Below are 26,371 nucleotides of genomic sequence, written 5' to 3' on the forward strand. Positions count from 1 at the left end.
GAGAATGAACGCTGCGGAATTCACGCTCGAAGCCCTCGAAACGCCCGCACTCACGAAGGCGCACCTGGCCGACCTGCTGTTCGAGCAGATCGGCCTGAACAAGCGCGAATCCAAGGACATGGTCGAGGCGTTTTTCGACCTCATCGCCAACAGCCTGATCGAAGGCACGGACGTGAAGATTTCCGGCTTCGGCAACTTCCAGATCCGCGTGAAGGCGCCTCGGCCGGGCCGCAACCCGCGCACCGGCGAAGCCATTCCGATCGGCGAGCGTCGCGTAGCCACCTTCCACGCAAGCGCCAAGTTGAAGGAACAGATTCACGGAAGCATCGAGCAGAGCGGCACTTCCGAAGTCGAGTGGAGCCTGGGCGCCGAATAGTGCTTGGTGCTGCGCGGGTGCGTAGAGTAATCTCTAAGGTTTCCCGCGCACGGTCTTGATTTCAATGGAGAAAACGCTCCCGCCCATTCCCGTCAAACGCTACTTCACCATCGGTGAGGTCGGCGAACTCTGCGGCGTCAAGCCGCATGTGCTGCGTTACTGGGAGCAGGAGTTCACGCAACTGCGCCCCATGAAGCGGCGCGGCAACCGGCGCTACTACCAGCACCATGAGGTGCTCATGATCCGCCGCATCCGCGATCTGCTCTATGACCAGGGCTTCACCATCAGCGGTGCGCGCAACAAGCTCCAGGAACTGGTGCAGGGCGAGCGCGACCGCCGCAAGGCAGGCGTCGTGCCGCTCGAGGGCATGGAGGCCGTCGAAATCGATCAGGAAGAGTTCGATGCGGCCGTTCACGAGGACGATCCCGCATCCGAAAGTGCCGCCCGCACGATCGATCCGTCGCAATTGCTGCACCTGCGGCGCGAACTCTTTGAAATTCGTGAGCTGCTGACCGTCGGACGGTGATTTCAGCCGGCTATAATCGAGAGCTTCGGTGTGTGGCGCAGCCTGGTAGCGCACTTGCATGGGGTGCAAGGGGTCGAAGGTTCGAATCCTTTCACACCGACCATTTTTAATGCCAACGTCGTTTGGCAACAACGAAAAAGCCCTTAAGAGTCGACGCTTAAGGGCTTTTTCTTTTGCTTGGCGTTGTCCAACGTCATCCGTTAAGAGTGACGCCTTCCTGGAGCGCGGCGGGCTGGCCGCGCTGTACGTAGACGGCGGCAGCGTCGATACGACGTTCTCGACGCTGGGCGTGCGCTCCAGCACCCAGTTGGGCAGCACCACGCGCGTGCGCGGCATGCTCGGCTGGTGCCATGCCTTCGGCGACACGGCGCCCATCAGCACACATGCGTTCGCAGGCAGCATCCCGTTCACGCTCGCGGGCGTGCCGCTGGCCAGGAACGTGGCGGGCGTGGACATGCAGCTGCGGCCGAACCTGACGCTGGGCGCGTCCTAATCGGGGCAATTCGGCAGCGGGCTGAAGGACCACGGGTTCAAGGCGAGCCTGAACTGGGCGCTCTGAGGAGGCTGCGCGAGACCGGGTCCCTGCGGCAATGAAGGTCCGCCGCTTTGGAGTTGCTGAAACCGGTGCGCAAGAGCGGCGGTTGCGCACCTGGCCCCTTGCCGCAGGGGCCGCGGCGGCGAGCTTGGTGCACGGCAGAAACGTTACGGCTTTGCTGAAGCCGATTCAGCCGTGTGGCGTACGAACTGGTCGAGCGCCAGCACGAACAGCGCGGCCACGGTGAACATCACCACCCAGCCGGGCAACTGCAGCGCACTGACGACGGCCAAGCCGGAAGGAATGGCCTGGGGCGTCGCGGTGGTGCAGATGAAGTCTGCAGCCGCCATGCCCGTGTAGTGCATCGAGCAGACCGCGGCTCCCATCACACTCGCAGCCAGCCCGCGCATGATGACGGTGCGCGTGTTGAAAGCCAGCCACAGTGCCACGGTCGCGACAACGATGGCGATGAGAGTGGACAGGCCGATGATCGGGTACGACCATTCGATGAAGCCGCCAAAGCGCATGCCGAACATGCCCAGGTAGTGCATGACGACCACGCCCATGCCCAGCAGGAAACCGGCCACCATGAGGCGCACCAGGCTGCGAGGTGAGGCAGCCACGTAGGCAAGCGCCATTGCCGTGGCGACGACCGCAGCCACAAGCGAGATCAGCGTCTCGAACATGGAATACGACACGCCCACGCGAAGCTGCAGCGCGAGCATGCCGATGAAGTGCATGGCCCACACACCAATACCGCCCAAGGCGAGCCCTGCTGTCGCGGAGTGATAGAGGCTGATGCGGCCTCCCGGCCCGACGATGCGGCGGGCGGCGACGAGCGCGATCAGAGAGCCTGCGACTGAAATGAAGTACGACAGCACGACCAAAGGCACGCTGTACGAAGACGTGAGAAGTATTTCCATACGAGTTCCGTATTTGACAAATGAACAGGGCCTCGGCCGGTCGCTGCCCGGCACCGCGACACGGGAAGTGACGCGGCGAACAGGCAGGTAGACAAGTGCCGGGCGAGCGTCTTGAACGACCGCTGGGACAACGGGTGACGCCTACCGCTCGAAGCTCGAGATCGGGAATGTTTTCCGTTGGTTGGCAACACTCACCGATATGAATATTTTGCTTTCACTCTTTAACAAGTGAGCTGCGGGACCTGATCTCGACGTGCAAAGCGAGAGATATGTCACACCAGAGCTCAGGAGGCGAGCTACCGTGAGAAGTCCGCCACATGCGTTGTCTCGCAGCGCGTCTCCTAGGGCAGACCCGAGGGCAAGACGCGGCCACCGAGCACCGGACGCAGCGCAGCTGTTGCAGTGCCGCAAAACCCAGAAATTCGCCTTCGCTTGATACAAAATGCGTCACACCCGACGCCAGTGCAAGTACGATTCTCCTGTGAGAATCATCACACTGAGGTCATGAATGAACCACCTGCTAGGCAAAGATGCGGCTGTAGCGATGTTGCGGGAACTCCTGCATGAAGCGGAGTTCGGTTCGCTGAGCTGCATGGCGCTGCGCATCTTTCGCTCGGATGGCGTCGCGGAAGATTTCGTGGTGGGGGGAACGGCGCAACAACAGGCCGGAGTTTGGGCTGAGCTGCAGCCTGAGTTGGGCCAGCAATGAGGGAAGCTGCTCCCGCAAGATGGCTTGCTTCACGCCGCCCGCAATTGCCAGATAGATAAATAGATCAACGGGTTGGGCCGCACGCTCCAACCCGTTTTTCATTTTTGCCCCGGGCCGGTGGTGCGTCAGCCGCGCCGGGCCGCCTCGATCGCGGCGATGTCGATGTTTCTCATCTCCATCATGGCGTCGAACGCACGCTTGGCCGCCGCTGGGTCGGGATCGGTGATCGCGGCTGTCAGGGCGCGAGGGGTAATCTGCCACGACAGCCCCCACTTGTCCTTGCACCAGCCGCACGCGCTTTCCTGGCCGCCGTTTCCGACAATTGCGTTCCACAAGCGGTCCGTCTCGGCCTGGTCGTCGGTTGCAATCTGGAACGAGAAGGCTTCGTTGTGCTTGAAAGCGGGGCCGCCGTTCAGCCCGAGGCAGGGTATGCCGGCCACGCTGAACTCCACGGTCAGCACGCCGCCTTGCTTGCCCGCGGGATAGTCGCCTGGCGCGCGATGGATGGCGCGCACCTCACTGTCCGGAAAGGTCTTGGCGTAGAACTCGGCGGCGTCCAGCGCGGTGCCGTCGTACCAGAGGCAAATCGTGTTTTTGCTGACCATCTTGGTTCTCCTGGGTTGCGGGAAAGATCGATGCGACGACGGTCTTCGTCGCATCGGCGGTAGGCCCCGGACCATACGCAAGTACAGATCCGATTGCCAGCGGCGCAACTGCTGGCCGCTTTGAGGGGGCGCTGGATGGCTGCTGGCGTAGCCAGGAAAAGGCCGTTGCTATCATCGAAAAATGCGGCCCATAACAACCGTCCTCGCGAAGGAAACCATGTGCGGCTCAAGCTGAGAACCAAGACGGCGCTGCTGGTCACCTCGCTGGTGCTCGCCCTTGTCGGCGCAACGGAGTGGTGGCAGTACCGCAACCTGTCCAGCGAATATCTCAACCTGATGCGCGACCAGCAACAGGCCCTGACCGACAGCGCCGCCGCCGATCTCGAATACAAGCTGGGCGTTCACCTCGCCGCCCTGGAGCGCGCGGCCCGGGAGCTCGGCGCGCGCGGCTTCGAGGACGCGGAAGCGCGGCAGCGCTTCCTCAAGGACCGGGACTTGCTGGCGCTGTTCGACAACGCCGCGCTGGCCAGCCCGGTCGGCGCCATCGTCGCCATCAACCCGCCGGCGGACCAGCCTCCGAACATTGCCGATCGCGATTACTTCCGGCAAGTGCGCGACCTGAGGCAGCCCACTATCTCGGCACCCCTGCTCACCAAGGGCAGCAACCAGCCAGCCGTGGTCATGGCCGTCCCGGTCGAAGCACCGGACGGCCGGCTCATGGGCGTGCTGGGCGCGGCGTTGAACCTGCAGCGTGCCAACGTGCTCGGCGACATGAGCCGAGCCACCATCGGCCGCGGCGGCTACTACGTGATCGTCACGCGCGATGCGTCGCCGCGGGTCGTCATGCACCACGATTCGACCCTGCTGCTCAAGCCTGCGAGCGCCATGGCCGTTGCATCCGCCGACGGCACCCGGAACGACCTGGCAACGCGCGCCATCGTGCGCAGCGCCGACTGGGACCTGCGCCTCGTCGTGCCGGCGGACATTGCCTACGCACCGCTGCAGCAGGCGAAACGAAGCCTGCTGCTGCAGTTGCTGTGGCTGGGCCTGGGCTGCGCATTTCTCGTGTGGATGGCTACGTCCTGGGCAATGCGGCCACTCGATGCGCTGACCAATGCGATCCGTACCTTGCGGCAATCGCCGGACAGCCAGGTCAAGCTCGATGTCGTCGCCACCGACGAGCGCGGTGAGCTGGCCCGCGAGTTCGACGCCCTCATGGCCGAATTGCGCGAGCAGCGGCTCGAGGTGGCGGCGGTCACCGATGCGTCGCCCGTGGGATTGTTCCGCTCCGATACCGAAGGGCGCGCGACCTACGTGAACGACGAGTACCTTGCGATCCACGGCCTGGAGCGGAAGGACGCCGCGCGGGGTTGGCTCTCGCTGGTGCGCGAAGACATCCGGGAGAAGGTTCTCAAGGAATGGATCCGCTTCGTAAACGCACCCGAACCGTTCAGCGCGACGCGCCGCCTCCACCGCAAGGACGGAACCCGGGTGCTCGTGACATTGAAGAGCCGCCCAGTGATTGTCGAAGGCCGCGTTCTCGGCCATGTCGGAACGGTGACGGACATCACCGAGCGCACGCGTGCCGAGCAGGCGCTTCGCACGCTCACCGCCGTCTTCGACATGACGACCGACTACATCGTGCAGATGGATGCGGCGGGGCGGCTCGTCTATATGAACCCGGCCGCGCGCCGCCGCACCGGCCTTCGTCTGGATGCGCCCATCGAACAGCTGAGCGTCAACGACTTCAATCCACCCAAGACGATCGAAAGGTTCAGGTCGGAAGTGGTGCCTGTTGCCGTCGGCGAAGGCATCTGGGTGGGCGAGTCGATGGTGTGGGACGCGCAGCGCCAGGAGTTTCCTGTCAGCCACATGGTGATTGCGCACCGCGACAAGCACGGCAAGGTGGAGTACTTCTCGGGGCTGATGCGCGACATCTCGGCGGCCAAGGCAGCGGAGCAAGCGCTGCGCGAGAGCGAACACCGCCTGCGCATGGTGACGGACCACCTGCCTGCGCTGATCTCCTATCTCGATTGGGATCTGCGCTTCCGGTTCGTCAACAAGGCCTACCAGGACTGGTTCGGTGTCGAGCCTGAACAGCTGATCGGCCGGAGCATGCGCGAGTTCTACGGCGACGAAGCCTGGGCCCAGATGGAGCCACATCTGCGCGCTGCGCTGGCGGGGCGCCAGGTGACCTACGAGCGGAGGGTGGAGGGCCCCGGCGGGCGCCGCGACATTCAGGCCACGCTGGTTCCGGAGCGCAACGAACAGGGCCGGGTGATGGGCCTCTACACCCTGGACAGCGACATCACTGCGCATCACGAGGCGGAAGAAGCCCTCCAGGAAAGCGAGGCCCGCCTGCGCACCGTGGCCGACGCGCTGCCGATGCGCGTCGCCTACATCGACGCGGACGAGCGCTACCGGTTCAACAACCTGGCCTACGAGCGCGAATTCGGGCTCTCGCGGGACCAGATCCAGGGGCACACCGTGCAAGAGCTCCTGGGCGGACCGGCGTACGAATCGGTGAAGCCGCACATACGTGCCGCGCTGGCGGGGGAGGTCGTCACCTTCCAGAGCGAAGACACGCAGAGCGACAGCTACAACTGCTACGAGGCCCAGTACATTCCGCAGCCGGCGGCCAACGCCGACACCATCGTCGGCTTTCATGCCGTCATCACCGACATCACGCGCCAGAAGCTCGAGGAGAAGCGCCTGGTCAACCTGGCGCAGATCGATCCGCTCACCGGCCTTGCCAATCGCGCGGGCTTCGAAGCGCGCCTGGGCGAGGCCATGGACCGCAGCCGCAGCGCCGGTGCGCTGATGGCGCTCATGTACCTGGACATCGACGGTTTCAAGCAGATCAATGACCAGTTCGGCCATCAGGCGGGCGACGAGTTGCTGAAGGGTTTCTCCGGCAGGCTGTCGCAGGGCCTGCGTTCCAGCGACGTTCGCGCGCGCCTGGGCGGCGACGAGTTCACGGTGATCATGGAAGGCCTGCCGAATGCGGACATTGCGCTTTCCACTGCCGCGAAGCTTGTCGTGGCCATGCAGGCGCCGTTCGCCCTGGAGCAGCAGCTGACGATCAGCATCACCGCCAGCATCGGCCTGGCGTTCTACCAGGGCGGCAGCGCAACTGCCGCCACGCTGGTCAGGCGCGCGGACGAGATGCTTTACCAGGCCAAGAGGTCGGGCCGCAATAACGTGCAGGCGGCGCCCTTGCCGGTCGAAAACAGCGCATAGCTCCATGTCGGGCGCCGACGGGTCTTGACTTGCCCTTAGCCCGCCGGCTGCAGCCGGGGCTGCCTGCCAGCGTGGTCCGTTCGGGGGAACGTGAGTGCGATCAGCACCGCGCCGAGTCCCACGGCCATCGAGCCGATGTACATCCAGGCGTAGCTGCCGTAGCGGTCGAACAGCCAGCCGCCCAGCACCGGGCCAAGCGCCATGCCCAGGCTGGACAGCATCGACGCCGCGCCCAGCACGGTGCCCAGGATGCGGGCGCCGAAGTAGTCGCGCGCCAGCACCGCATAGAGCGGCATCACGCCGCCATAGGCGAGGCCAAAAACAATGGCCACGGCATAGAAGCCGCCGAGCTGGTTGACCAGCAGGTAGCTGGCGGCGGCAAATGCCTGGATCAGCAGCCCGGCGACGAGCACCCGCTTGGCGCCCAACCGGTCCGCCAGCACACCGAAGAGCAGGCGCCCGCCCAGGCCGGCCGCGCCTTCCATGCTGTAGATGGTGACGGCAGCGAAGGTCGGAAGCCCGCAGCCTATCGCATAGCTGACCGTGTGGAAGATCGGTCCCGAATGCGCCGCACAGCAGGCAAAGAACGTGATCCCGAGCACGAGGAATGCGCGAGAGCGAAGCGCCTGCCCAACCTTCATCTCCGGTGCTGGTGCTGCGCCTCCCGCAGGGGCAGCGGAAGCGGCTGCAGGGGCCGCACGAATGAGCCAGATCGCAGGCAGCAGCACGACCCACGCGCCAATGCCGATGATCAGCTGGGCCATGCGCCAGTCGTAGTGCGTCACCAGCCAGGCGGCCAGCGGAGAGATGGTCATCGGCGCAACACCCATGCCGGCCGAGACGAGCGACACCGCCAGGCTGCGATGCCTGTCGAACCACGATGCGGTGGTTGCAATCACCGGCGCGAAGAAGCTGCCGGCGGCAATGCCCATCAGCACCCCGTAGAAAAGCTGAAACTGGAGCAAGGTCGACGCGCGGCTCGCCAGCACCGTCGAGAGTCCGAGCAGCACCGTGCCCGCCAGTACCACCACGCGTGGGCCGTAGCGGTCGCTCAGCGCGCCCCAGCCGAAGCCGGCCACGCCCATGCTCAGGAAGGCCAGCGTCATGGCGCTTGAAATGCCTGCCCGCGACCAGCCCGTGGCCGCGCTCATCGGCTCCAGGAAGACCGCCAGCGAGAACAGCACGCCAATGGCCACGCAAGTCATCAGCGCGCCGGCGGCAACAATGGACCAATTCGAATCGAGCGCGTCGGCCGGGCGCGCGGAGGCACGGATGTTCATCGTCTTGCTCCGGAAGAAATATTGATAAAGTGAACCAATTGGTTGACTATAACGACATTTCTTTCTTTGCGCACGCTCCTGGCGCCGGCGCAATGCAGCGGTGACCTGCCCGTTACTAGTCAGCGGACGCGGGCCGCATGCCGAGCTTGCGCAGCGTCCGGTGGAAGTTGCTGCGGTCGACGCCGGCCTCGCGCGCGGCATTGGCCACATGTCCGTTATGCCGCGCCAGCGCGTCGGCAAGCCATGCGCGCTGGAAAGCGGCCGTTGCTGCGCGCAGCGTGCCGCCGGGGGCGAGAGTAAAGGTGGCGTGGCCGCCGTCCGCCGGTGCCTGGGCCTGGGTGAGCGGCGTCTGTGCGGCCGCCGCAGCATGGCTGCCGGCAGCCGTGGCATCCAGCGCCAGGTGATGCGGCTCGATCGCCGTCCAGCGCGCGCCGCGGCCCTGCTCCGTGAAGGCTCTGAGCGATGCACGGCTGATGACGTGCTCGAGCTCGCGCACGTTGCCCGGCCAGCCGTGCGCCAGCAGAGCTGCCTTCGAAGCCGGTGAAAGCCGAAGGTTGCGCGCGCCCAGCCGATGCTGGTTTTCTTCGAGGAAGCCGCCGGCCAGCGCCACCACATCGCGTCCGCGCTCGCGCAGCGGCGGCACCACCAGCGGGTACACCGAGAGGCGGTGGTACAGGTCGGCGCGGAAGCGGCCCTGCGCAATGGCGGCGGGCAGGTCGCGGTTGGTGGCCGCAATCACGCGAACATCGACCTTCAGCGTCCGGTCGCTGCCGGGCCGCTGCACCTCGCCGCTTTGCAGCACGCGCAGCAGCTTGGCTTGCACCGTGAGCGGCAGCTCGCCGACTTCATCGAGAAAGAGCGTGCCGCCGTCGGCAATCTCGAATTTGCCGTTCCTGTCCTGCACCGCGCCGGTGAACGCGCCGCGCTTGTGGCCGAAGAGTTCGCTGTCGGCCAGCGTCTCGGGCAACGCCGCGCAGTTCACCTGCACCAGCGGTTGGTCTTGGCGCCGCGAGCGTGCATGAAGGCGTTGCGCCACAAGGTCCTTGCCTACGCCCGTCTCGCCGAGCAGCAGCACGGTGAGGTCCGACACCGCGACCGTATCGATTTCGCTGCACAGCTGCTTCATTGCGGCGCTGCTCCCGAGCAGTTCGCGCGTGGCGCCGCGCCCTGACCGCAATGCTTGCGCCACGGCCTGCTCGCGCATGGCGCGCGCTTCCATCTCCTGGATCGTGTGGGCGGATTCGATGCCGGTTTCCACCAGCGCAATGAGCGCGTCGAACTGTGCCGGGCTCACCGATTCGAACGCGCCGGGCTCCAGCGCATCCAGCGTCAGCAGGCCCCAGGTGTCGCCGCGCAGGCGAAGCGGCGCGCCCATGCAGTCGTGCACCGGCAAGATGCCGGGCTGGCCCGCCACGAGCCCGTCATAAGGGTCCGGCAGGCCGCAGTCGTGCGCAAAGCGCAGGCCCTGCCCACTCTCGAGCAGCCGCGCAAAACGCGGGTGCGACGCCACCGGAAATTGCCGCCCCAGGGTCTCGTCGCTCAGGCCGTCCACCGCAAGCGGCCGCAGCACGTCGCCCTCGAGCCGCAGCAGCGCGGCGGCATCGCACCGCACCAGGCCGCGCGCGGCGGAAAGAAGCGAACGGTAGCGCTGGCTTTCGGGGGCGGCGTTGGTCTCAGTCGTGGTCGAATCGACACTGTGCGTGGTCATAAATACAACATGAATGTTGTGGTGAATTTGACCACGCATCGAAAATCCCCAACCGGGGCGGGCACTTGCGCAACGTGTGCGACTGGCACGGATCGTGAAAGAGAAGAAGCCTCTCAACTGCCATCGTCGAGCCACAATGAACCCGCAAACCATCGCCATCGTCAAGGCCACCGTCCCCGCGCTCCAGGCGCATGGAGAGGCCATTACCAGACGCTTCTACCGGATCCTGTTCGAAGGCCATCCCGAGGTGAAGGCGTTCTTCAACGAGGCGCACCAGGCCGCCGGCAGCCAGGCGCGCGCGCTAGCGGGCGCGGTGCTGGCCTATGCCATGCACATTGACCGGCTCGACGAAATCGCGGGCGCGCTGCCGCGCATCATCCAGAAGCATGCGGCGCTGGGCGTACTGCCGGAGCACTACCCGGTCGTCGGCGCCTGCCTGCTGCAGGCCATCAAGGACGTGCTCGGCGATGCCGCCACCGACGAGATCATTGCCGCATGGGGCGAGGCCTACGAGTCGCTTGCGGCCATCCTGATTGCCGCCGAAGAAGAGGTCTACCGCAACAACGCCGCCCAGACCGGCGGATGGCGCGGCGAGCGCGAATTTCGCGTTGCGCGGCGCGAGCAGGAGAGCGAAGTCATCACGTCGTTCTATCTGGAGCCCACCGACAGCGGCCCGCTGCTCGTGTTCTCGCCCGGCCAATACCTCACGCTGGTGCTGAACATCGACGGCGAGCCGCTGCGGCGCAACTATTCGCTGTCCGATGCGCCGGGCAAGCCGTGGTACCGCATCAGCGTCAAGCAGGAAGAGGGCGGCAGGGCATCGAACTGGCTGCACGAGAACGCGGCCGTCGGTACGGTCCTGAAGGCGCAGGCGCCCTGCGGCGACTTCGTGCTGCAGCCCGCGGGCGGGCAGTCGCGTCCGCTGGTGCTGGTAACAGGCGGCGTCGGCATCACGCCGGCGATGAGCATGCTCGAGTCCGTGGCGCACACCGGGCGGCCGGTGCACTTCATTCATGCGGCGCGGCATGGCGGCGCCCATGCATTCCGCGAGCGCGTCGATGCACTCGCGGCGCAGCATGCCAACGTGAAGCCGCTCTACGTGTACGACACGCCGCGTGAATCCGACCGGCCGCACGCCACCGGCTTCGTCACGCGGGAGCTGCTCGCGCAGCAGTTGCCGGCCGACCGCGACGTTGACCTGTACTTTCTTGGCCCCAAGCCTTTCATGAAGACGGTCTATGCCAACAGCCTCGAGCTGGGCGTACCGAAGCAGCAGCTGCGCTACGAGTTCTTCGGACCGCTGGAAGCGCTGGAGGCGTAAAGAAACGAGCCAAGCGCGAGCATTGCCTGCCGCAGCATTTGGCGGCTTGGCCTCTGTCTCACCGTCGCTCGCCATCGGCCAGGCGGCGAGCCACTTCGCGGCAGGCTTGCACGAAGCGTTGCGCGGCAGCGGCATCGGGGCCCTCGAGCGCTGGCGGTATGGAAGGCTCGCTCGCACAGCCGCGGGAGGACGAGAGGGCGATGCCAAGGGAACGCCGCAGCGCCGCTGGAATGTCCTCGTCTTCAACGAGAAGAAGAGCGGCAATTCGTGCGGCCCTTGGTGTCAAGTCCACGGCCTGCTCATACAGGGGACCGATTCGCATGGATGTTCGCGCGATCACATCAACCGCAATCCTCGGCTGAACTGCATGAAGGTCTTGACGGGTGCCGGCACGTTGCCCATCTTCGCTATTTCGGAGCGGCCGTCTTCCGTGATGCGGATCACAGTGGCCATGCGAGAACATACATAGGGCGAAGTCGGCTTGAGCGTCGTGATCTCGGCCTCGATCAAGCCTGTGGCCAGGAGCACCGAGACGTGCCGGATTTCTTCCGGATTAGCGACTCGAACCGGTAGCTGCACATGCTGCAGCCTGTTCAGGAACGAAAGCGGCATTCGACGATCCTCCGATTGCAGGCGTTGACCCTTGAGGGGGGAAACACCTCAGGGGCAATCCACGTGCCCGACCGCGCCCCCCACGCGGTCTGTCCGGTTGTAGCATTTGCGCGGGTTACCACCTATGCGCCAAATGGCTATGGTCTGGTGGTAGTAGAAAGACTTACTGCATATATCGCCGCGAATTGCTCAGCCGCGATGTCTGGTACAAAAGGCCGATGACCGTCCCACTCGCGGTTTCTCTCGTCGATCTCCTCCTGGGGCTGGAGCTCGGGCCTTCCGGCGGGGCCGCTCGCAACCGCTGCTCGCTCGAAGGCCTAGCCTGGAATAAATCCAGCCGAAAAGGCGTGCTCGAGGTCACTGTCCAGGAACTGGAAGCTACCGCGCTTCAGTTCGCGTCAGGGCCGCTCGTACTCGAGATTGGCCGCATTGCCGTGCATGCATTGACAGGCCAGGTGCGCACCACCGATGCCGGCGGACTGAGCCTCTCCGCCGTCCAGGCAGCCGAAGCCGAACTCTCGGGAGTGAGGTTGCAGGGCCCCTTGGTCATACCGCCGCAAATCCAGAAGGCGTTGCATGCCCTGCAGGGCGCGGGCGGCGCCGCGGCGGCTGCCGGTGCTGCCGCCACGCCCGAGGCATCGGTCGACGCCTGGCGCCTAGGCCCGCTCGGGCAAGCGGAGGGCACGATTCGCGGGCGGATCACCGATGCGCACTTGTTGTTCGACGCCGACGTGACGGTGCCCATAAAGCATGGGCAGATCGATTTCAACGACGCGACCGTCGAGCACGTGGGGCCGGATTCACGCATGGGCGTGAGCCGGCTCGGGCTCTATGTCGATGCGCCGAATGGCCGCAGCTACCTGTACCAGTTCGCGTCAGCGCCGCTTGCCGGTGTGGAGTTCGAGCGGCGCGGTGCCTTGCTGAGCCCGTGGGTGTCCGAGCGCGGCAAGCTGCACTTGCAGGCGTTTGCCGAGGCCATGCTGCGCCAGTGCATGGGCGGCCACGGCCAGGGGTTGACCGAGCAGGCGCGCCTTCTGCTCGGCCGCACGGCCATTTCGGGTCAGGTGCAGCTTGGCGACGGACTTCTTGCGGTGCCTGGTGCACAGGCGCACATGGAAGGCCGCGCCAAAGCGCGCAACGCAGTCGGCATGCGCTCCGATGCGCTCGGCCAAGGGCTGACGGTCGAGATGGCTTCGCTCTCAGCCCGCGATGCGGCCGCGAAGTGGAGAGGCGCGCAACTGGGCTGCGAGACGATGGCCGCGCGTCTCAAGCTGCAGCTCTTGATTGAAGGTGCGCATATGCGCTTCGTGATGGAGATCGAGAACTGCAAGCTCGCAGGGCTCCGGCTCGATCTTTAGGCCGGCGCGGCTCAGGCGGCCTGCGGAAGGTAGCTGGGCCGCGGCGCTGTCATGCCGCGCTTGAGCTGCTGGGTGATTTCATCGGCCAGCACTTCGTCCTCGCCCGCTTCGAGCCCGTCGAGCGCCCGCTTGACGATGTCTTCGGGGCTGGTCTTGGGAACGTCGAGCCCGCGCGTCAGGTCGGTGTCGACATAGGCCATGTGCAGCGCCAGCACCTGGGTCTGCTGCGCCGAAAGTTCGCTGCGCAATGCGTTGGTGAGCGACCAGGCCGCCGACTTGCTGGCCGAATAGGCCGCCAGCTCGCCGCCGTTCGCCCACGAGGCAGCCGACAGCACATTGAGCAGCGCGCCGCCGCCGTTGGCCTTGAGAACTGGCGCGAAGGCCTTGCTCATGCGCAGCACCGCGAAGAAGTTGGTTTCGAAGATGCGCCGCGCGACCTCTTCGCTGTCGGCTGCGAGAAAGCCTCCCACCTGGGCGACGCCGGCGTTGTTGATCACCAGCGTCACGTCGGAGGCCAGCGCAGCGGCGGCCGCCACGTCTTGCGGGTTGTCCACGTCAAGCCGCAGTGCCTGAACGCCCGATTGAGTCACAGCCACCGGGTTTCGTGCGCCGGCATACACCTTGCGCGCGCCGCGGGCGAGCAGCTCGCGTGCAAACACCAGGCCGATGCCGCGATTGGCACCCGTGACGAGGGCGACGGAATTTTCGATCTTCATGGAAATCTCCAGGGAGGGGTAGGGGGCGAACGAAGCTCACTTGACCTTGATGACGACCTTGCCCTTTGCGCGGCCTGCTACGACATAGGCCAGGGCTTCATTGGTGGACTCGAACGGGAACACGCGGTCCACCACCGGGCGGATGGTGCCGGCCTCCAGCAGGCGGGTGATCTCGCGCAGCTGGCTTCCGTTCGCTCTCATGAAGAGAAACGAGAATCCGACGTCGCGGCCCTTCGCCCTGCGCCGGATCCCCGCGCTCAGAAGCCGCATGACCAGTTTCACGAAGCCGGGTGCGCCGCTTTGCTTGCCAAACTCGGGGTCGGGCGGTCCGGAGATGGTGATGAGCTTTCCGCCGCGCTTGAGCACGTGGAGCGACTTTTCGAGCGTCTTGCCGTCCTGGCTGTTCAGCACTACGTCGTAGTCCTTCAAGACATCTTCGAAGTCCTGCGTGCGGTAGTCGACGACGACGTCCGCGCCCAGGCTCTTGACCAGTGCTGCATTGGGCGCGCTTGTCGTCGTGGCAACTGTTGCGCCCAGCTGCTTGGCCAGTTGGATCGCAAAGGTGCCCACGCCGCCGGAGCCCGCCTGGATGAAGATCTTCTGGCCCTTCTTGAGGCCGGCCTTCTCGACCAGCACTTGCCACGCCGTCAGCGCCACCAGGGGAATGGAGGCTGCTTCCTCCATCGTCAGGTTCTTGGGCTTGAGCGCGAGCGACGCCTCCTTGACCGGAACGAACTCTGCAAAGGTGCCGATGCGGAAATCATCCACCCGCGCATACACCTCGTCGCCCGGCTTGAATTGCCGCACGCGCGGGCCGGCCTTCACGACCACTCCCGCCACGTCGTGGCCCAACACCAGCGGCAAGCGGTAGGGCAGGATGAGCTTGAACTCGCCGTCCCTGATCTTGGCGTCGAGCAGGTTCACGCCGACGGCATGAACCTCGACCAGGACCTCGTCGTCGCGCAGCTCCGGCGTTGGCATCTCTGCCGCTCGCAGCGGCCGCTTCTTGCCATAACGGTCAAGAACAAAAGCTTTCATGGTCTTCCTTGTTTCCTGGCGGACCCAGGTTTGCGAACGGCATCGATGCCGGGATATTCATTTTCATTTCGCATGATGTTCATCATATTTTCAGGCGAAGAAACAGGCATCACTTGGCGGCGGATTCAAGCAGCGCCGAGGTGCTTCAATGCAGTTTCGCGCAGGCTCGCCGACAGCGTGGGCTCGTCCACCGCGCGAGCCAGGAGCAGCGTTCCCACCATGGTGGCGACCGTCACGAGGGCCCGCTCATGCGCGGCGGGCTGCCCCCAGTCGGGCGACTGCCGGGCGACAAGATCGATCATTTCCTTGATATGGCGCGTGGTGACGCGGCGTACCTCCGGCGCCTGGCGCGGCGTTTCGGAACCGAGCGCGGCAAGGGGGCAGCCGAGCTCGACCTGCGCCACGTGCTCGGGGGAAAGGTAGGTGCGAAGCATCAACGCCAGGGCTTGGCCGGGCGGCGCGCTGGCCGCGACGTTGACCGCACCCGCGGCCGACTCGGCACACGCCCGGCTCGCCGCTTCCGCCAGCATGGCTTCGCGGGACTCGAAATGGGCATAGAAGGCGCCGTGTGTCAGGCCGGCTTCCTTCATGATGTCCGCGACCCCGGTTCCGCCGTAGCCGCTGCGGCGGATGGCGCGCGCGGCCGCGGACACGATGCGCTCGTGGGAGGCTTCCTTGGCCGAGGTTCTGGTCCCGTGCTTTGCTTTTCGCATGATGTACATCATACATTAATTGAAAAACGCACCAACAATGGACCACACATGCCATCCGCCCGGTGTGGCCGCCGGGCACAATCTGCCGCATGTCGATCCGCTCTCACTGAATGCGAATACACGAACTCAAGCAACGGCTGCGGGAAGCCGGCGCGGGCCCCAGCCACGAGCAGCGGATCTTGCGGCTGTGGTCGCACGCGCTGCCCCGCAACAGCGGCAGGCGCCTGCCGGGGAGCTTCTTTCCGTCTTCGCTGCTCGAAGCCCTGCCGTCCATTGAAGCCGAGCTTGCGGGGCTGGCGCGCATTCACACCGTGCATCCCGGCGCCGACGGGTCCGAGCGGCTGCTCGTCGCCCTGGCGGACGGCCAGACCGTGGAGAGCGTGCTGCTGCCTCGCGAAGGCCTGTGCGTGTCGTCGCAGGTTGGCTGCGCGGTAGGGTGCCAGTTCTGCATGACCGGCCGGGACGGGTTGCTGCGCCAGGTGGGAAGCGCCGAGATCATTGCCCAGGTCGCCCTTGCGCGCATGCGCCGGCCGGTGCGCAAGGTGGTGTTCATGGGCATGGGCGAACCGGCTCACAACCTGGACAACGTACTGGAGGCCATCGAGCTGCTCGGCACGGTGGGCAACATCGGCCACAAGAACCTGGTGTTCTCCACCGTGGGCGACGCGCGCGTGTTCGAGCGGCTGCCGCAAGAACGCGTGCGCCCCGCGCTGGCGCTCTCGCTGCACACCACCAAGGCGGAGTTGCGCAGGAAGCTCCTGCCGCGCGCGCCGGGCATCACACCCGACGAACTGGTCGACGCAGGCGAGCGCTATGCGCGGGCCACCGGCTACCCCATCCAATACCAGTGGACGCTGCTCGAAGGCGTCAATGACGGACCTGACGAGACCGAAGGCATCGTCAGGCTGCTGTCCGGCAAGTACGGCGTGCTGAACATGATTCCCTTCAACGCGGTGGACGGCGTGGCGTTCAGCCGCCCGTCGTGGGAGCGCTGCAAGGAGATGGCCCGCACGCTGCACCAGCGCGGCATCCTGACCAAGCTGCGCAATTCCGCCGGGCAAGACATCGACGGCGGCTGCGGCCAGTTGAGGGCGCGCGTCGCCGAGGTGCCGGTGCGGTTTGAGCGGGCGAACCGCAATCCCGCCAATCTTGTTACTCCCGGCATTCGGCCTGCGGCGCCAAACTGACTCCTGGCCGCCAACGAGCGGTGAGCAAACAGCGGACGAATCGCGCTTCGGCCACGGGGCAGGGGAGTCCGCCAACCCAGGAGATTCGAGCAATGACTGCATCCATCGAGAACGGGCAGAAAGACGCACGCCCCGCCATGAACACGCCTCCCGTCGTGTCGCCCAAGGCTTGGCAAGCGGCCTACGAGCGACTGCTGGTAAAGGAAAAAGCGCAAACCCGCGCGCGCGACGCCCTTGCCGCCGAGCGCCGGCGAATGCCTTGGATGGCCGTGGAGAAGACTTATGCCTTCGAAGGGCCCGCGGGCAAGGCCAGCCTGGCCGAACTCTTTGAAGGTCGGCGCCAGTTGATCGTGTACCGCGCCTTCTTCGAGCCCGGCGTGTTCGGCTGGCCGGAGCACGCCTGCCGGGGCTGCTCGATGGTGGCCGACCAGGTGGCCCATGTGGCTCACCTGAACGCACGCGACACCACGCTCGTGTTCGTCTCGCGCGCGCCCCAGCAGGACATTGCACGGCTCCAGGCGCGCATGGGCTGGCAGATACCGTGGTTCACGCTCACCGACAGTTTCGATGCCGACTTCGGCGTCGCCGAATGGCATGGCACGAACGTGTTCTACCGCGATGCGGGCGGCGTGTTCCGAACGTACTTCCTGAACAACCGCGGCGACGAGCAGATGGGCAACACCTGGAACTACCTCGACATCACGCCGCTGGGCCGCCAGGAGGTGTGGGAAGACTCGCCCGAGGGCTACCCGCAGACGCCCACCTACAAGTGGTGGAACTGGCACGACAGCTATGCAGCCGATGCAGCATCCGACAGGAAATGGGCCGAGGTGTCGGCGGCTGGCGAGGCGGCCTTCCGCGAGGAGAGCGCGCGCGCCAAGTCTTGACGCGCGGCTTGAGGGGAACGGCTTCTCGCGCTACTTCGAGGAGTCCTGCTTGGCCATCTTCGTCCAGCGCTGGTCGGTGTGCCTGCCCGCATATTCCTGGTCGATCTCGTCGATCAGCTTGTCGGCATTCTTCGGGTCGACCGCCGCCAGGATGGCGTCGATCTTGGCCTCCATGCGGTCATCGCCTTCCTTCGATTGCGGAGAGCCGACATAAAGAAGAAACGCCAGCCCGCCGATCTGCCAGATGAGCTGCAGGAATTCGGACTGCCAGTTTTCCAGCGTGTCACGCGACATCTGGATGAGGTAACCCGACATCTCGGGCGGAACGCCAAAATTCTTTTGCTCGTCGACATAGGCGAACCAGCCAAAAACCCAATGGCCGACCAGCGATACGAGAAAGAAGCCAAGGGTGACCCACCCGTAGCCGTACAGTTTCCAGATCGATTTCTTCATGTTGTGCTTTCCGCTCGGGTTGCTTTTTCAGAGGCGCCCTTGTGGGCGCGGCGAGCGCGCTCGCCGCGCGTCTTGTCCAGGGCCGCATGGCTCTTCTTTGCGGCCGCTTCGCACTTCTCGTGGAGCACGGCCAACTCCTTGTCCGTGAGTTTCTCGATGCCGATGAACTCGTCGCCCGCGCTGGAAGAGCGAATCAGCTCGTCCAGCTTGGTCTGAAGCGCCACGCCATCGCGGTTCTGCGTGTTCTGGATCAGGAACACCATCAAGAACGTGACGATGGTCGTGCCCGTGTTGATGGTCAGCTGCCAGTTTTCCGAAAAATGGAAGAAGGGCCCGGCAACGGCCCAGGCAACGACGAGCGCGATGCACAGCAGAAATGCGAACGGACTGCCGGCTGCGCGCGCGGTGGCATTCGCAAAGGTTGCAAAGAACTTGTCCATGGGTGAAAGGGTGCCGCATCTGCAATGGCCGGGCGTCATCCATCGCCGATAAAACAGGGCTGAAAATTCCCCTTGCGCATGTGGGGTGCGAGCCATCTGCCGGCCCTGTTTACGCGCCCGGTGCCAGCGCGTGAAAGTAACCGGGAGTAGGAAAGTACCGACCCTCGCTGGCGACAGTTACTTGCGCGGGCGAACTGCGGCAGTGGCTGAGATATCGGTCTCAGTCTATGGAGGTGACCATGCACGCAAGAGTTCGTCTTCTCGGCCATCCGGTGCACCAGATGCTCGTGGTGTTTCCGCTCGGGCTGCTCGCCACGGCGGTGGTGTTCGACATCATTTACCTGGTCAGCAACAGCCAGGTCATGGCCGCGGTGTCCTACTGGATGATCGCGGCGGGACTCATCGGCGGCCTTGTGGCCGCGCCTTTCGGCACCATCGATTGGCTTGGCATTCCCGCCGGAACGCGGGCCAAGCGCATCGGCGCAATGCACGGCGGCGGCAACGTGCTGGTGCTGCTGCTGTTCGCGTTGAGTTTTTTCCTGCGCGACACGGGCTATGCCCCGGGCCTCGCGCAAATGGTGTGGTCATTTGCCGGCGCAGCCATTGCGCTGGTCACGGCCTGGCTGGGCGGCGAGCTGGTCGACCGGCTGGGCATTGGCGTCGATGAAGACGCCGGCATCAACGCCTCAAGCTCGCTGCACAAGCGCCACGTTGCGGCGGGCAAGTAGGCGGCGCAACGGCACCACTCAGGCCGGCACGACCGTCAAGCCTGGGTTCGCTCCGCCATGTCGATCGACAAGGCGGCCTGCAGCACCTGCGCTTCTTCCACCGGTTTCACAAAGTGGCCATCCATGCCGGCACGCATGCTTTTTTCGCGATCGGCCGGCTGGCCGAATCCTGTCAGCGAAAAAATCTTGAGAGGTGCCGCGTTACCCAATTCTTTTCGCAACAGCGCGGCCAGCTCGTAACCGTCCATCACCGGAAGGCCGATGTCCAGAAAAGCGATCTCCGGCTTGAACGAAGGAGCAAGCGTCAGCGCCGCGGCCGGTTCGTAGGCCACCCGCGCGTCATGCCCGTGCTCCCGGAAGATCGCGCCCAGCAGGTCCGCGGCATCCTGGTTGTCGTCCACGATCAACACCCTCCGGCGAAGGCCCGTGCCTCGCGAGATGGTCAGCGCCTCGGGTGCAATGGCTTTCAGCTGGTCGCTGGAGGGCAGGGGCAGGCGAACCGTGAACTCGCTGCCCTGTCCCGGCCCGGCACTGCGGGCTTCCACCGTGCCGCTATGCGCGGCAATCAGGCTCTTGACCAGCGCCAGGCCCACACCGAGCCCGCCCGCGGCGCGCTCGATGGTCTGCGCCCCCTGGTAGAACAGATCGAAGACCTTGGGCAACGCATCTGCTTCGATGCCCCGCCCGTTGTCGGTCACCGAGATCACCACGCTGCCTTCTTCCTGCCGTGTTTCCAGACGGATGACGCCGCCCAAGGGTGTGTAGCGCGCGGCGTTCGTCAGCAGATTGCTGATCACCTGGGCCAGGCGCGTGGGGTCTCCATGCCAGAGCATCCCGCTGTCCGGATAGACGGCTTTCAGGGTGTGCTGGCGCTGCTCCATCAGCACGCTCACCATTTCGACGGCCTTTGCCAGCACCGATGCCAGCGGGACTGTTTCTTCGCGCAGCGTCAACTTGCCCCTTGTCACGCGCGACACGTCCATCAGGTCGTCGACCAGCCGGATCAGGTGCTGGACCTGGCGGTGGATGGCGTCCTGCTCCTTGGAGGTCTTGAGGTCTCCGCGGCGCTTCATCAACTCGAGCGCGGTGACGATCGGCGCCAGCGGATTGCGAAGTTCGTGCCCGAGCACCGCAAGAAATTCGTCCTTCGCGCGGCTGGCGCGTTCGAGATCGCGCAGCAGCGCTTCGCGCTCGGCGCTCGCCCGCTCTTGCCCTCGCCGTGCGGCGACGAGGTCGGTCACGTCCACGGCAATCAGCATCAGGCCGTACAGGCGGTCGACCCGCTTCAGCGGCTGCACGCTGAGCTTGAAATAGCGTTCATCGAAGCGCCCGCTGCCGTCGCGCTCGACGAGGGTCAGGTGTTCCTCGGCCACGTAGGGATGGCCCGATTCGAAGGCCTCGTCCAGGATGCGCAGCGTGTCGTCGCGTGCGCAGAGCTCGGGCAGTGCCTGCTCGTAGGTTTTTCCTTCAAGATCGAACTTGCCCACCATCGACTTGTAGACATCGTTGGCCAGTTCGAACCGGTGTTCGGCGCCCACCAGCAAGGCCGCTGCAACAGGCGCCTGGCGCAGCAGGTCGTTTCGTTCGCTCTCGGCCTCCTCGCGCGCCACACGCTCCGTGACATCGCGCGAAAAGCAGCGCGTGTAGCGCAGCACGCCGTTTTCGAATCGACCGTTCGACTGGATGAGAACGTGCTTGATGGCACCGTCCTTGCAGACAAGGCGGGCCGGATAGTTGCGCAGCGTTTCCCTGGCGCTGAGCCGCTTGAGGATGTCCTGGATCACCGGCTGGTCGAGATGAAAACGGGAAATGTGCTGGCCGATGTATTCGTCGGCGCTGTAGCCGAGCAGTTCGAGCTCCGCCCGGTTGGCCCAGAGGATCGTGCCGTCGGCCGCCACCTGGTGCAGCCCTTCCGCGGCGTTCTCCGCGAATTCGGCCAAGTCGCGCTCGCGCGCACGCGTGGATTCTTCCGCCTGGCGCCGGCGCAGCACTTCGTCATCCAGCGACAGCACCTTTTGCTGGAGCACCGCCATTTCGGCGGGCGCCATGATGGCCGTGCCACCGATCGGAATCACCCGGGAATGCGCCTGGCACACATGGCGGAACACGGCGGCATGCGCCGTGCCCGGGAATACGGAGATCGGATAGCCGCAGAAAAGCTCGAACTCGCGCCGGGTAGCCAGGCGGTTCCAGTAGCTCTCCAGCAAGAGCGCATCTTCATGCTGGCCGTCCGCGCAAAGAAGGGCGACCAGCTCGCCGTAGATGCGGAGCTTTCCGCGGCCTTGCAGCGTGTCGAGCAGGCCTCCGACCAACTGGTTGAACAAGTGTTCGTCGGGCTTGCCGTTCACCACGATTTGCCCGAGCGCTTCCGCGGCATCCACGAAAACGATCTTGTCGTCCGGGCAAACCCCGGACAGGCGCATGCGGAAGCTGCGGCGATGGGCCTCGGTGGCAAGAACCAGGGCGCAACCGCCTTCAGCCAGGGTCCCGGCCAGGAAGTCGGCAGCCGACGCGACGAGGATCTTCTCGTCGTCGTAGAACTGCACCTGGTGGGCGCAAGAGGCGCCGGTGGTGCTGGCAGGGAGGAGATGAGCGCTCATGCCGCGCATTTTCAGGCCTGTTCGACTCATCTGGATACATCACAGGACACTGTCCGACACGGGGTTTACACGATAGGGTGCTCCGACTGCGCCACAGCTCAGGGCTGGAAGCCCGACCGGCGCACCACCGGCTCCCATTGCTGGCGGAAGGCCTTGAGCATTTGCACGGTCTCGCCCTGCGTGCTGACGATGGGCGTGATGTAGGCGGCATTGGCGGCCTTCTGCAGCGCCGGGTCTTGCATGACCTCGCGGATTGCAGCGGCCAGCAATTGCACCTTGGCAGGCGGCATCGTGGCGGGTGCGAAGAAGGTGTTCCAGCCGTCGGCATCGATCTTCATGCCGGCCTCGCGGAACGTAGGAATGGCCGGCGCGAAGCTCACGCGCTTCTTGCCCGATACGGCCAGGATGCGGATCTTGCCGGCCAGGTGCTGAGCATAGAGCGAGTCCAGCGTGTCGATGGCAATGGGCAGGTTGCCGCCGCTCAGGTCGGCCGACAACGGCGCCGATCCGCCGTAGCCCTTGATCTGCGGCTGAACGCTGAGCGCATCGCCCACCATCAGGCCGAAGAAGTGGGGCAGGCTGCCGGTCGCCGGCACGCCGAAGACGGCTTCTTCCGGATGAGCCCAGAGCCGGCCCACCAGGAACATCGCGCGGTCGAGCTGCAGCTTGTTGCCCACGGCCAGCGCAAAGTCATAGCTGCTGACCTGCGACACCGGCACGAAGTCCTTATCGGGGTCGTAGCCCGCGTCCTTGAACACGAGCGGTGCCACCACCATCACGGCGGGGTTGCCGAGCATCAGCACGTTCTGGCCGGCCGGTGCGCGCTTGACCTCCTTGGCCGCCAGCCGCCCGCCTTCGCCCGGGCGGTTTTCCACCGTGGCTGCCACGCCGAGCTTGGGCCCCAACCGCTCGGCCACGAGGCGGGCGACACGGTCGGTGCTGCCGCCTGCGGTGTAGCCCACCACCAGCGTAAGCGGGCCGTCGAGAGCGGGCGCCTGGGCATGGGCGAGGGGGGCGGCACATGCGCCGAGCGCCAGGCACCATGCCGCGAGCTTTCGGCGGGAAAGAAAAACAGACATGGGTCCTCCTGCTGCGTTATGGGCGAACGGTGCGCGCAGGTTTTCACGGCGACAATCGCCGGCCCGCTTCGTTTCAACCCGTGTAATTTGTTACTTGGTTATACGCAGGCAACAATCAGTTGATCTAATCCATCAATTGCCAACTGAGGCGTGCGAATCACACCGAGCCGTCGCCTCATCACGCCCGTTAGAACCTTTTCATGCACGGCACCCAAGGTATGCAAGCTTTTCCCGATGCAGGCGCCTTGCGGGCGCCCAGTTCCCTGGACGACCTGCTGCTGTATCGGCTTTCGCGCGCGGTACGCACCAGCAGCGGCATGGCCACGCGGCTGGTGGAGGGCGGTTTCGGCATCACGCGCCGCGAATGGGGAATGATCGCCACGCTCGCGCAGCAGGGCGAAATGCGATCGTCCGCGCTGGCCGCGCAGCTGCACCTGGATCGCGTGCGCACCTCACGCGGCTTGCGGGGCCTGGTCGAAAAGAAGTTGGTGGCGCGCCGGCAGGACGCCGACGACCGGCGCGAAGTGCATGTGCGGCTGAGCGCTTCGGGCCGGGAGCTTTACGACAGGGTGTTTCCGCGCATCGCGGGGCTCAATACCGACCTGCTCGACGGCATCGAGCCCGCGCACCTGGACATCTTCCTGCAATGCCTGCGGCACCTCGAAGAGCGAGGCAACGCGCTGAGTGCGCAGGGCGCCGTGCTGGAAAAGGCCGACCGCCGCTCGGGCGGCACGCGGCACCGTTGGCCGGAGCCCGGCACGGCTTAGCGGCCCGTGCCCGCGGCGCGCCCTGGCAGGCGACCGCGGAATCTGCCTTCAACTCCCCGGCACGATAAAGCTGGGATGCCGCGCGCAAATTTCCGGCAGCGAACTCAGCGTGCCCGATAGGTGCTCGCGCAGAGCCTTCTGCGCGCCGGCACTGTCGCCTTGCGCAATGGCGCGCACGATGGCGCGGTGGTCGCGAAGAATCGCCTCGGTCTTGCCCGCAGTGGGCAGGTGCAGGCGCCGCAGCCGGTCGACGTGGCCCGAGACGCGGCTCACCATGTCCCACAGGCTCGGCACGCCGGCGGCTTCGTACATCAGGTGATGAAACTTGCGGTCGGCGCCGACGAATTCGCTGTACTGCCGCTCCGCCGCCAAGGTCGCTTGCAGCGCGATTTGTGTTTTCAGCTGCGCGACAAGATCGGGCGTTGCCTGCTCCGCCAGCTGGTGCACGATTTCGAGCTCGATCGAGCGGCGCAGAAAGTGAGCCTGCCGGGCCGCGTCGATGTCGATGCGGCTGACCAGCGTCGCGTGCTGGGGAAACACGTCCACCAGGCCTTCCTCGGCCAGGCGCAGCAAGGCCTCGCGCACGGGTGTCTGGCTCACGCCGAACCTGTCCGCCAGCTCCTGCCGGACCAGCACCGTGCCGGGCACCAGTTCAAGCGAAAGGATGGCGTCGCGCAGCTTTTCGAGCACCTGCGGCGCTGCGAGGCGTGTGCGGTCGAGTCGGATCCGGGTGAGGGCGGTCATTCGGCGGAATTCTCGCTTTGCTGAACTGATATATTAGTGTTTTAATGTAGCTGATTCCACGAAAACCACTGGTTCAGCCCCTCAGGTTCAGCCCCTCGATGCAACGCTCTTACGACACCCTGCGCAGCGCCCGCTGGTTCGCACCCGACGATTTCCGCTCCTTTGGCCACCGCTCGCGCGTGATGCAGATGGGCTACGCGCCGACCGACTGGGTCGGCAAGCCGATCATTGCGATCGTCAACACGTGGAGCGATGCCAACCAGTGCCACTCGCACTTCAAGCAGCGTGTGGACGACGTCAAGCGCGGCATCTTCCAGGCCGGCGGCTTTCCGCTCGAGCTGCCGGCCATCTCGCTGTCGGAGAGCATGGTCAAGCCGACCACCATGCTCTACCGCAACTTCCTGGCAATGGAGACGGAAGAGCTCTTGCGCAGCCATCCTGTAGATGGCGCCGTGCTGATGGGCGGCTGCGACAAGACCACGCCGGGGCTCACGATGGGGGCGCTCAGCATGGGCCTGCCGTTCATCTACCTGCCGGCCGGCCCCATGCTGCGCGGCAACTGGCGAGGGCAGGTGCTGGGCTCGGGGTCGGACGCATTCAAGTACTGGGACCAGCGCCGCGCCGGCCAACTGAGCGACCAGGCCTGGCAAGAAATGGAAGCCGGCATCGCACGCAGCCATGGCACCTGCATGACCATGGGCACCGCGGCCACGATGATGGGCATTGCCGAAGCCGTGGGCTTTTCGCTGCCTGGCGCCTCGAGCATTCCGGCGGCCGATGCCAATCACGTGCGCATGAGCGCCGAATGCGGCCGCCGCATCGTCGAGATGGTGTGGGAAGACTTGACGCCCGCCAAGATGCTCACACGCGCCAATTTCGAGAACGGCATCGCCTGTGCCATGGCCATGGGTTGCAGCACCAACGCCATCGTTCACCTGATCGCCATGTCGCGCCGCGCCGGCCACCCGGTCACGCTGGACGACTTCGATGCCGCAAGCCGCCGGGTACCGGTGGTCGCCAATATCCGGCCGAGCGGCGACACCTACCTGATGGAAGACTTCTTCTATGCCGGCGGCCTGCCCGCGATGCTGGAGCGCATTCGCGGCCACCTGAACACCGAGGCGCGCACGGTCAACGGCCGCACCATCGGCCAGAACATCGAGGGCGCCGAGGTGTTCAACGATGACGTGATCCGGCCGCTCGGCAACCCCATCTATGCCGAAGGCGCGCTCGCCGTGCTGCGCGGCAACATCGCCCCCGATGGCGTGGTGATCAAGCCGAGCGCATGCGCGCCGCATCTGCTGCAGCACACCGGCCGCGCGCTGGTGTTCGACGACTACCCCGCGCTCAAGAGGGCGGTGGACGATCCCGAGCTGGACGTGACCGGCGACGACATCCTGGTGCTGCGCAATGCCGGCCCGCGCGGTGCGGGCATGCCCGAGTGGGGCATGCTGCCGATACCGACCAAGCTGCTGAAGCAGGGCGTGAAGGACATGCTGCGCCTGTCGGACGCGCGCATGAGCGGCACCAGCTACGGCGGCTGCCTGCTGCACTGCTCGCCCGAAGCGGCCGTCGGCGGTCCGCTGGCGCTGGTCCGCACAGGAGACCGCATCTGCGTCGACGTGCCCGCGCGGCGCATTCACCTGGAAGTGAGCGACGAGGAACTGGCCCGCCGCAAGGCCGCATGGACACCGCCGCCGCCGCGCTACGAGCGCGGCTACGGATGGATGTTCGGCCGCCACATCCTGCAGGCCAACGAAGGCTGCGATTTCGACTTTCTCGAAACCGCGTTCGGCAAGCCGGTGCCCGAGCCCGATATTTTCTGA

Annotated in this window: 25 protein-coding genes and 1 tRNA gene; 13 read left to right on the top strand and 13 right to left on the bottom strand. The window is 65.5% G+C overall.

The genetic code is table 11. From position 1 onward, the window contains the following. Window positions 1-4: 4 nt before the first annotated feature. From GOQ09_RS09530 to GOQ09_RS09545, 4 genes are all read left to right on the top strand, one after another. Window positions 5-376: an integration host factor subunit alpha gene (locus GOQ09_RS09530; RefSeq protein ID WP_012747012.1), complete on the top strand. Its 372-nt coding sequence runs from the start codon at window positions 5-7 to the stop codon at window positions 374-376. Window positions 377-440: 64 nt separating this feature from the next. Continuing rightward, window positions 441-902, top strand: coding sequence for a MerR family transcriptional regulator (locus GOQ09_RS09535; protein WP_157613201.1), 462 nt, complete (start codon window positions 441-443; stop codon window positions 900-902). A 26-nt stretch (window positions 903-928) separates the two neighbouring features. Beyond that, a tRNA-Pro gene (locus GOQ09_RS09540) sits at window positions 929-1,005 on the top strand. A gap of 6 nt (window positions 1,006-1,011) precedes the next feature. Continuing rightward, window positions 1,012-1,395, top strand: a complete 384-nt coding sequence (locus GOQ09_RS09545) for an autotransporter outer membrane beta-barrel domain-containing protein (protein ID WP_242631049.1) — start codon at window positions 1,012-1,014, stop codon at window positions 1,393-1,395. A 209-nt stretch (window positions 1,396-1,604) separates the two neighbouring features. Here GOQ09_RS09545 and GOQ09_RS09550 read toward each other — a convergent pair whose 3' ends face one another. Beyond that, the gene (locus GOQ09_RS09550; RefSeq protein ID WP_157613202.1) at window positions 1,605-2,360 is read right to left on the bottom strand and encodes an MHYT domain-containing protein; all 756 of its coding nucleotides are present in this window, start codon (window positions 2,358-2,360) and stop codon (window positions 1,605-1,607) included. A 508-nt stretch (window positions 2,361-2,868) separates the two neighbouring features. On the opposite strand from GOQ09_RS09550, the gene GOQ09_RS09555 reads away from it, so the two are divergent. Beyond that, complete coding sequence (locus GOQ09_RS09555) at window positions 2,869-3,069, top strand: hypothetical protein (protein ID WP_157613203.1); 201 nt, start codon at window positions 2,869-2,871, stop codon at window positions 3,067-3,069. Window positions 3,070-3,194: 125 nt separating this feature from the next. Here GOQ09_RS09555 and GOQ09_RS09560 read toward each other — a convergent pair whose 3' ends face one another. Then, window positions 3,195-3,674 carry a VOC family protein gene (locus GOQ09_RS09560; protein WP_157613204.1) on the bottom strand — a complete coding sequence of 160 codons (480 nt, stop codon included), beginning with the start codon at window positions 3,672-3,674 and terminating at the stop codon, window positions 3,195-3,197. Between the two features lie 219 nt (window positions 3,675-3,893). On the opposite strand from GOQ09_RS09560, the gene GOQ09_RS09565 reads away from it, so the two are divergent. Next, entirely contained in the window at window positions 3,894-6,914 is a 3,021-nt protein-coding gene (locus GOQ09_RS09565) for a PAS domain S-box protein (RefSeq protein ID WP_157613205.1), read from the top strand. 35 nt (window positions 6,915-6,949) lie between these two features. Here GOQ09_RS09565 and GOQ09_RS09570 read toward each other — a convergent pair whose 3' ends face one another. Both GOQ09_RS09570 and norR read right to left on the bottom strand, forming a co-directional pair. Further along, window positions 6,950-8,194, bottom strand: a complete 1,245-nt coding sequence (locus tag GOQ09_RS09570; protein WP_157613206.1) for an MFS transporter — start codon at window positions 8,192-8,194, stop codon at window positions 6,950-6,952. 115 nt (window positions 8,195-8,309) lie between these two features. Continuing rightward, window positions 8,310-9,902: a nitric oxide reductase transcriptional regulator NorR gene (gene norR / locus GOQ09_RS09575; protein WP_157613207.1), complete on the bottom strand. Its 1,593-nt coding sequence runs from the start codon at window positions 9,900-9,902 to the stop codon at window positions 8,310-8,312. A 136-nt stretch (window positions 9,903-10,038) separates the two neighbouring features. On the opposite strand from norR, the gene hmpA reads away from it, so the two are divergent. Beyond that, window positions 10,039-11,223: an NO-inducible flavohemoprotein gene (gene hmpA / locus GOQ09_RS09580; protein WP_157613208.1), complete on the top strand. Its 1,185-nt coding sequence runs from the start codon at window positions 10,039-10,041 to the stop codon at window positions 11,221-11,223. 336 nt (window positions 11,224-11,559) lie between these two features. On the opposite strand, the gene GOQ09_RS09585 is transcribed toward hmpA, so the two are convergent. Then, the gene (locus GOQ09_RS09585; RefSeq protein WP_157613209.1) at window positions 11,560-11,835 is read right to left on the bottom strand and encodes a hypothetical protein; all 276 of its coding nucleotides are present in this window, start codon (window positions 11,833-11,835) and stop codon (window positions 11,560-11,562) included. A 218-nt stretch (window positions 11,836-12,053) separates the two neighbouring features. Between GOQ09_RS09585 and GOQ09_RS09590 the strand changes: the two genes are divergently transcribed. Beyond that, the gene (locus GOQ09_RS09590; protein WP_157613210.1) at window positions 12,054-13,193 is read left to right on the top strand and encodes a hypothetical protein; all 1,140 of its coding nucleotides are present in this window, start codon (window positions 12,054-12,056) and stop codon (window positions 13,191-13,193) included. Window positions 13,194-13,204: 11 nt separating this feature from the next. Here GOQ09_RS09590 and GOQ09_RS09595 read toward each other — a convergent pair whose 3' ends face one another. The 3 genes from GOQ09_RS09595 to GOQ09_RS09605 all read right to left on the bottom strand — a co-directional run bounded on the left by GOQ09_RS09595 (window position 13,205) and on the right by GOQ09_RS09605 (window position 15,672). Beyond that, a complete protein-coding gene (locus GOQ09_RS09595; protein ID WP_157613211.1) occupies window positions 13,205-13,909 on the bottom strand; it encodes an SDR family oxidoreductase in 705 nt (234 codons plus the stop codon). Between the two features lie 36 nt (window positions 13,910-13,945). After that, the gene (locus GOQ09_RS09600; RefSeq protein ID WP_157613212.1) at window positions 13,946-14,947 is read right to left on the bottom strand and encodes an NADP-dependent oxidoreductase; all 1,002 of its coding nucleotides are present in this window, start codon (window positions 14,945-14,947) and stop codon (window positions 13,946-13,948) included. Window positions 14,948-15,072: 125 nt separating this feature from the next. After that, the gene (locus tag GOQ09_RS09605; RefSeq protein WP_157613213.1) at window positions 15,073-15,672 is read right to left on the bottom strand and encodes a TetR/AcrR family transcriptional regulator; all 600 of its coding nucleotides are present in this window, start codon (window positions 15,670-15,672) and stop codon (window positions 15,073-15,075) included. Window positions 15,673-15,770: 98 nt separating this feature from the next. On the opposite strand from GOQ09_RS09605, the gene GOQ09_RS09610 reads away from it, so the two are divergent. Next, complete coding sequence (locus GOQ09_RS09610; protein ID WP_157613214.1) at window positions 15,771-16,847, top strand: RNA methyltransferase; 1,077 nt, start codon at window positions 15,771-15,773, stop codon at window positions 16,845-16,847. Between the two features lie 92 nt (window positions 16,848-16,939). Further along, window positions 16,940-17,734: a DUF899 domain-containing protein gene (locus GOQ09_RS09615; RefSeq protein WP_165442072.1), complete on the top strand. Its 795-nt coding sequence runs from the start codon at window positions 16,940-16,942 to the stop codon at window positions 17,732-17,734. Window positions 17,735-17,764: 30 nt separating this feature from the next. Here GOQ09_RS09615 and GOQ09_RS09620 read toward each other — a convergent pair whose 3' ends face one another. Beyond that, on the bottom strand, window positions 17,765-18,187 hold the full coding sequence (locus tag GOQ09_RS09620) for a DUF6766 family protein (RefSeq protein WP_157613215.1): 423 nt from the start codon (window positions 18,185-18,187) through the stop codon (window positions 17,765-17,767). Then, entirely contained in the window at window positions 18,184-18,627 is a 444-nt protein-coding gene (locus GOQ09_RS09625) for a low affinity iron permease family protein (protein WP_157613216.1), read from the bottom strand. The genes GOQ09_RS09620 and GOQ09_RS09625 overlap by 4 nt, the downstream gene beginning before the upstream one ends. A 239-nt stretch (window positions 18,628-18,866) precedes the next feature. Here GOQ09_RS09625 and GOQ09_RS09630 point away from each other — a divergent pair, with 239 nt between their 5' ends. Further along, a complete protein-coding gene (locus tag GOQ09_RS09630) occupies window positions 18,867-19,355 on the top strand; it encodes a DUF2231 domain-containing protein (RefSeq protein WP_157613217.1) in 489 nt (162 codons plus the stop codon). Between the two features lie 35 nt (window positions 19,356-19,390). On the opposite strand, the gene GOQ09_RS09635 is transcribed toward GOQ09_RS09630, so the two are convergent. Together GOQ09_RS09635 and GOQ09_RS09640 are read right to left on the bottom strand one after the other, a co-directional pair. After that, the gene (locus tag GOQ09_RS09635) at window positions 19,391-21,955 is read right to left on the bottom strand and encodes an ATP-binding protein (RefSeq protein WP_165442073.1); all 2,565 of its coding nucleotides are present in this window, start codon (window positions 21,953-21,955) and stop codon (window positions 19,391-19,393) included. Window positions 21,956-22,053: 98 nt separating this feature from the next. Then, complete coding sequence (locus GOQ09_RS09640; RefSeq protein WP_157613219.1) at window positions 22,054-23,034, bottom strand: tripartite tricarboxylate transporter substrate-binding protein; 981 nt, start codon at window positions 23,032-23,034, stop codon at window positions 22,054-22,056. 218 nt (window positions 23,035-23,252) lie between these two features. Between GOQ09_RS09640 and GOQ09_RS09645 the strand changes: the two genes are divergently transcribed. Next, a complete protein-coding gene (locus GOQ09_RS09645) occupies window positions 23,253-23,801 on the top strand; it encodes a MarR family winged helix-turn-helix transcriptional regulator (RefSeq protein WP_207309942.1) in 549 nt (182 codons plus the stop codon). Between the two features lie 48 nt (window positions 23,802-23,849). Here the strand turns inward: GOQ09_RS09645 and GOQ09_RS09650 are convergent, their stop codons facing one another. Then, entirely contained in the window at window positions 23,850-24,545 is a 696-nt protein-coding gene (locus GOQ09_RS09650; RefSeq protein ID WP_157613221.1) for a GntR family transcriptional regulator, read from the bottom strand. 98 nt (window positions 24,546-24,643) lie between these two features. On the opposite strand from GOQ09_RS09650, the gene araD reads away from it, so the two are divergent. Further along, complete coding sequence (araD, locus tag GOQ09_RS09655; protein ID WP_157613222.1) at window positions 24,644-26,371, top strand: L-arabinonate dehydratase; 1,728 nt, start codon at window positions 24,644-24,646, stop codon at window positions 26,369-26,371.

It is taken from the genome of Variovorax paradoxus (assembly GCF_009755665.1).
GTDB lineage: Bacteria > Pseudomonadota > Gammaproteobacteria > Burkholderiales > Burkholderiaceae_C > Variovorax > Variovorax paradoxus_G.

Excerpts from the sequence above, each read along its gene's own strand:
- hmpA (WP_157613208.1), top strand. The coding sequence starts at position 10,039 with ATGAACCCGCAAACCATCGCCATCGTCAAGGCCACCGTCCCCGCGCTC.
- GOQ09_RS09650 (WP_157613221.1), bottom strand. The coding sequence starts at position 24,545 with ATGACCGCCCTCACCCGGATCCGACTCGACCGCACACGCCTCGCAGCG.
- GOQ09_RS09640 (WP_157613219.1), bottom strand. The coding sequence starts at position 23,034 with ATGTCTGTTTTTCTTTCCCGCCGAAAGCTCGCGGCATGGTGCCTGGCG.
- GOQ09_RS09615 (WP_165442072.1), top strand. The coding sequence starts at position 16,940 with ATGACTGCATCCATCGAGAACGGGCAGAAAGACGCACGCCCCGCCATG.
- GOQ09_RS09585 (WP_157613209.1), bottom strand. The coding sequence starts at position 11,835 with ATGCCGCTTTCGTTCCTGAACAGGCTGCAGCATGTGCAGCTACCGGTT.
- GOQ09_RS09530 (WP_012747012.1), top strand. The coding sequence starts at position 5 with ATGAACGCTGCGGAATTCACGCTCGAAGCCCTCGAAACGCCCGCACTC.
- GOQ09_RS09555 (WP_157613203.1), top strand. The coding sequence starts at position 2,869 with ATGAACCACCTGCTAGGCAAAGATGCGGCTGTAGCGATGTTGCGGGAA.
- GOQ09_RS09630 (WP_157613217.1), top strand. The coding sequence starts at position 18,867 with ATGCACGCAAGAGTTCGTCTTCTCGGCCATCCGGTGCACCAGATGCTC.
- GOQ09_RS09535 (WP_157613201.1), top strand. The coding sequence starts at position 441 with ATGGAGAAAACGCTCCCGCCCATTCCCGTCAAACGCTACTTCACCATC.
- GOQ09_RS09605 (WP_157613213.1), bottom strand. The coding sequence starts at position 15,672 with ATGATGTACATCATGCGAAAAGCAAAGCACGGGACCAGAACCTCGGCC.
- norR (WP_157613207.1), bottom strand. The coding sequence starts at position 9,902 with ATGACCACGCACAGTGTCGATTCGACCACGACTGAGACCAACGCCGCC.
- GOQ09_RS09645 (WP_207309942.1), top strand. The coding sequence starts at position 23,253 with ATGCAAGCTTTTCCCGATGCAGGCGCCTTGCGGGCGCCCAGTTCCCTG.
- GOQ09_RS09560 (WP_157613204.1), bottom strand. The coding sequence starts at position 3,674 with ATGGTCAGCAAAAACACGATTTGCCTCTGGTACGACGGCACCGCGCTG.
- GOQ09_RS09550 (WP_157613202.1), bottom strand. The coding sequence starts at position 2,360 with ATGGAAATACTTCTCACGTCTTCGTACAGCGTGCCTTTGGTCGTGCTG.
- GOQ09_RS09610 (WP_157613214.1), top strand. The coding sequence starts at position 15,771 with ATGCGAATACACGAACTCAAGCAACGGCTGCGGGAAGCCGGCGCGGGC.
- GOQ09_RS09570 (WP_157613206.1), bottom strand. The coding sequence starts at position 8,194 with ATGAACATCCGTGCCTCCGCGCGCCCGGCCGACGCGCTCGATTCGAAT.
- GOQ09_RS09635 (WP_165442073.1), bottom strand. The coding sequence starts at position 21,955 with ATGAGCGCTCATCTCCTCCCTGCCAGCACCACCGGCGCCTCTTGCGCC.
- GOQ09_RS09545 (WP_242631049.1), top strand. The coding sequence starts at position 1,012 with ATGCCAACGTCGTTTGGCAACAACGAAAAAGCCCTTAAGAGTCGACGC.
- GOQ09_RS09620 (WP_157613215.1), bottom strand. The coding sequence starts at position 18,187 with ATGAAGAAATCGATCTGGAAACTGTACGGCTACGGGTGGGTCACCCTT.
- GOQ09_RS09590 (WP_157613210.1), top strand. The coding sequence starts at position 12,054 with ATGACCGTCCCACTCGCGGTTTCTCTCGTCGATCTCCTCCTGGGGCTG.
- GOQ09_RS09600 (WP_157613212.1), bottom strand. The coding sequence starts at position 14,947 with ATGAAAGCTTTTGTTCTTGACCGTTATGGCAAGAAGCGGCCGCTGCGA.
- araD (WP_157613222.1), top strand. The coding sequence starts at position 24,644 with ATGCAACGCTCTTACGACACCCTGCGCAGCGCCCGCTGGTTCGCACCC.
- GOQ09_RS09625 (WP_157613216.1), bottom strand. The coding sequence starts at position 18,627 with ATGGACAAGTTCTTTGCAACCTTTGCGAATGCCACCGCGCGCGCAGCC.
- GOQ09_RS09595 (WP_157613211.1), bottom strand. The coding sequence starts at position 13,909 with ATGAAGATCGAAAATTCCGTCGCCCTCGTCACGGGTGCCAATCGCGGC.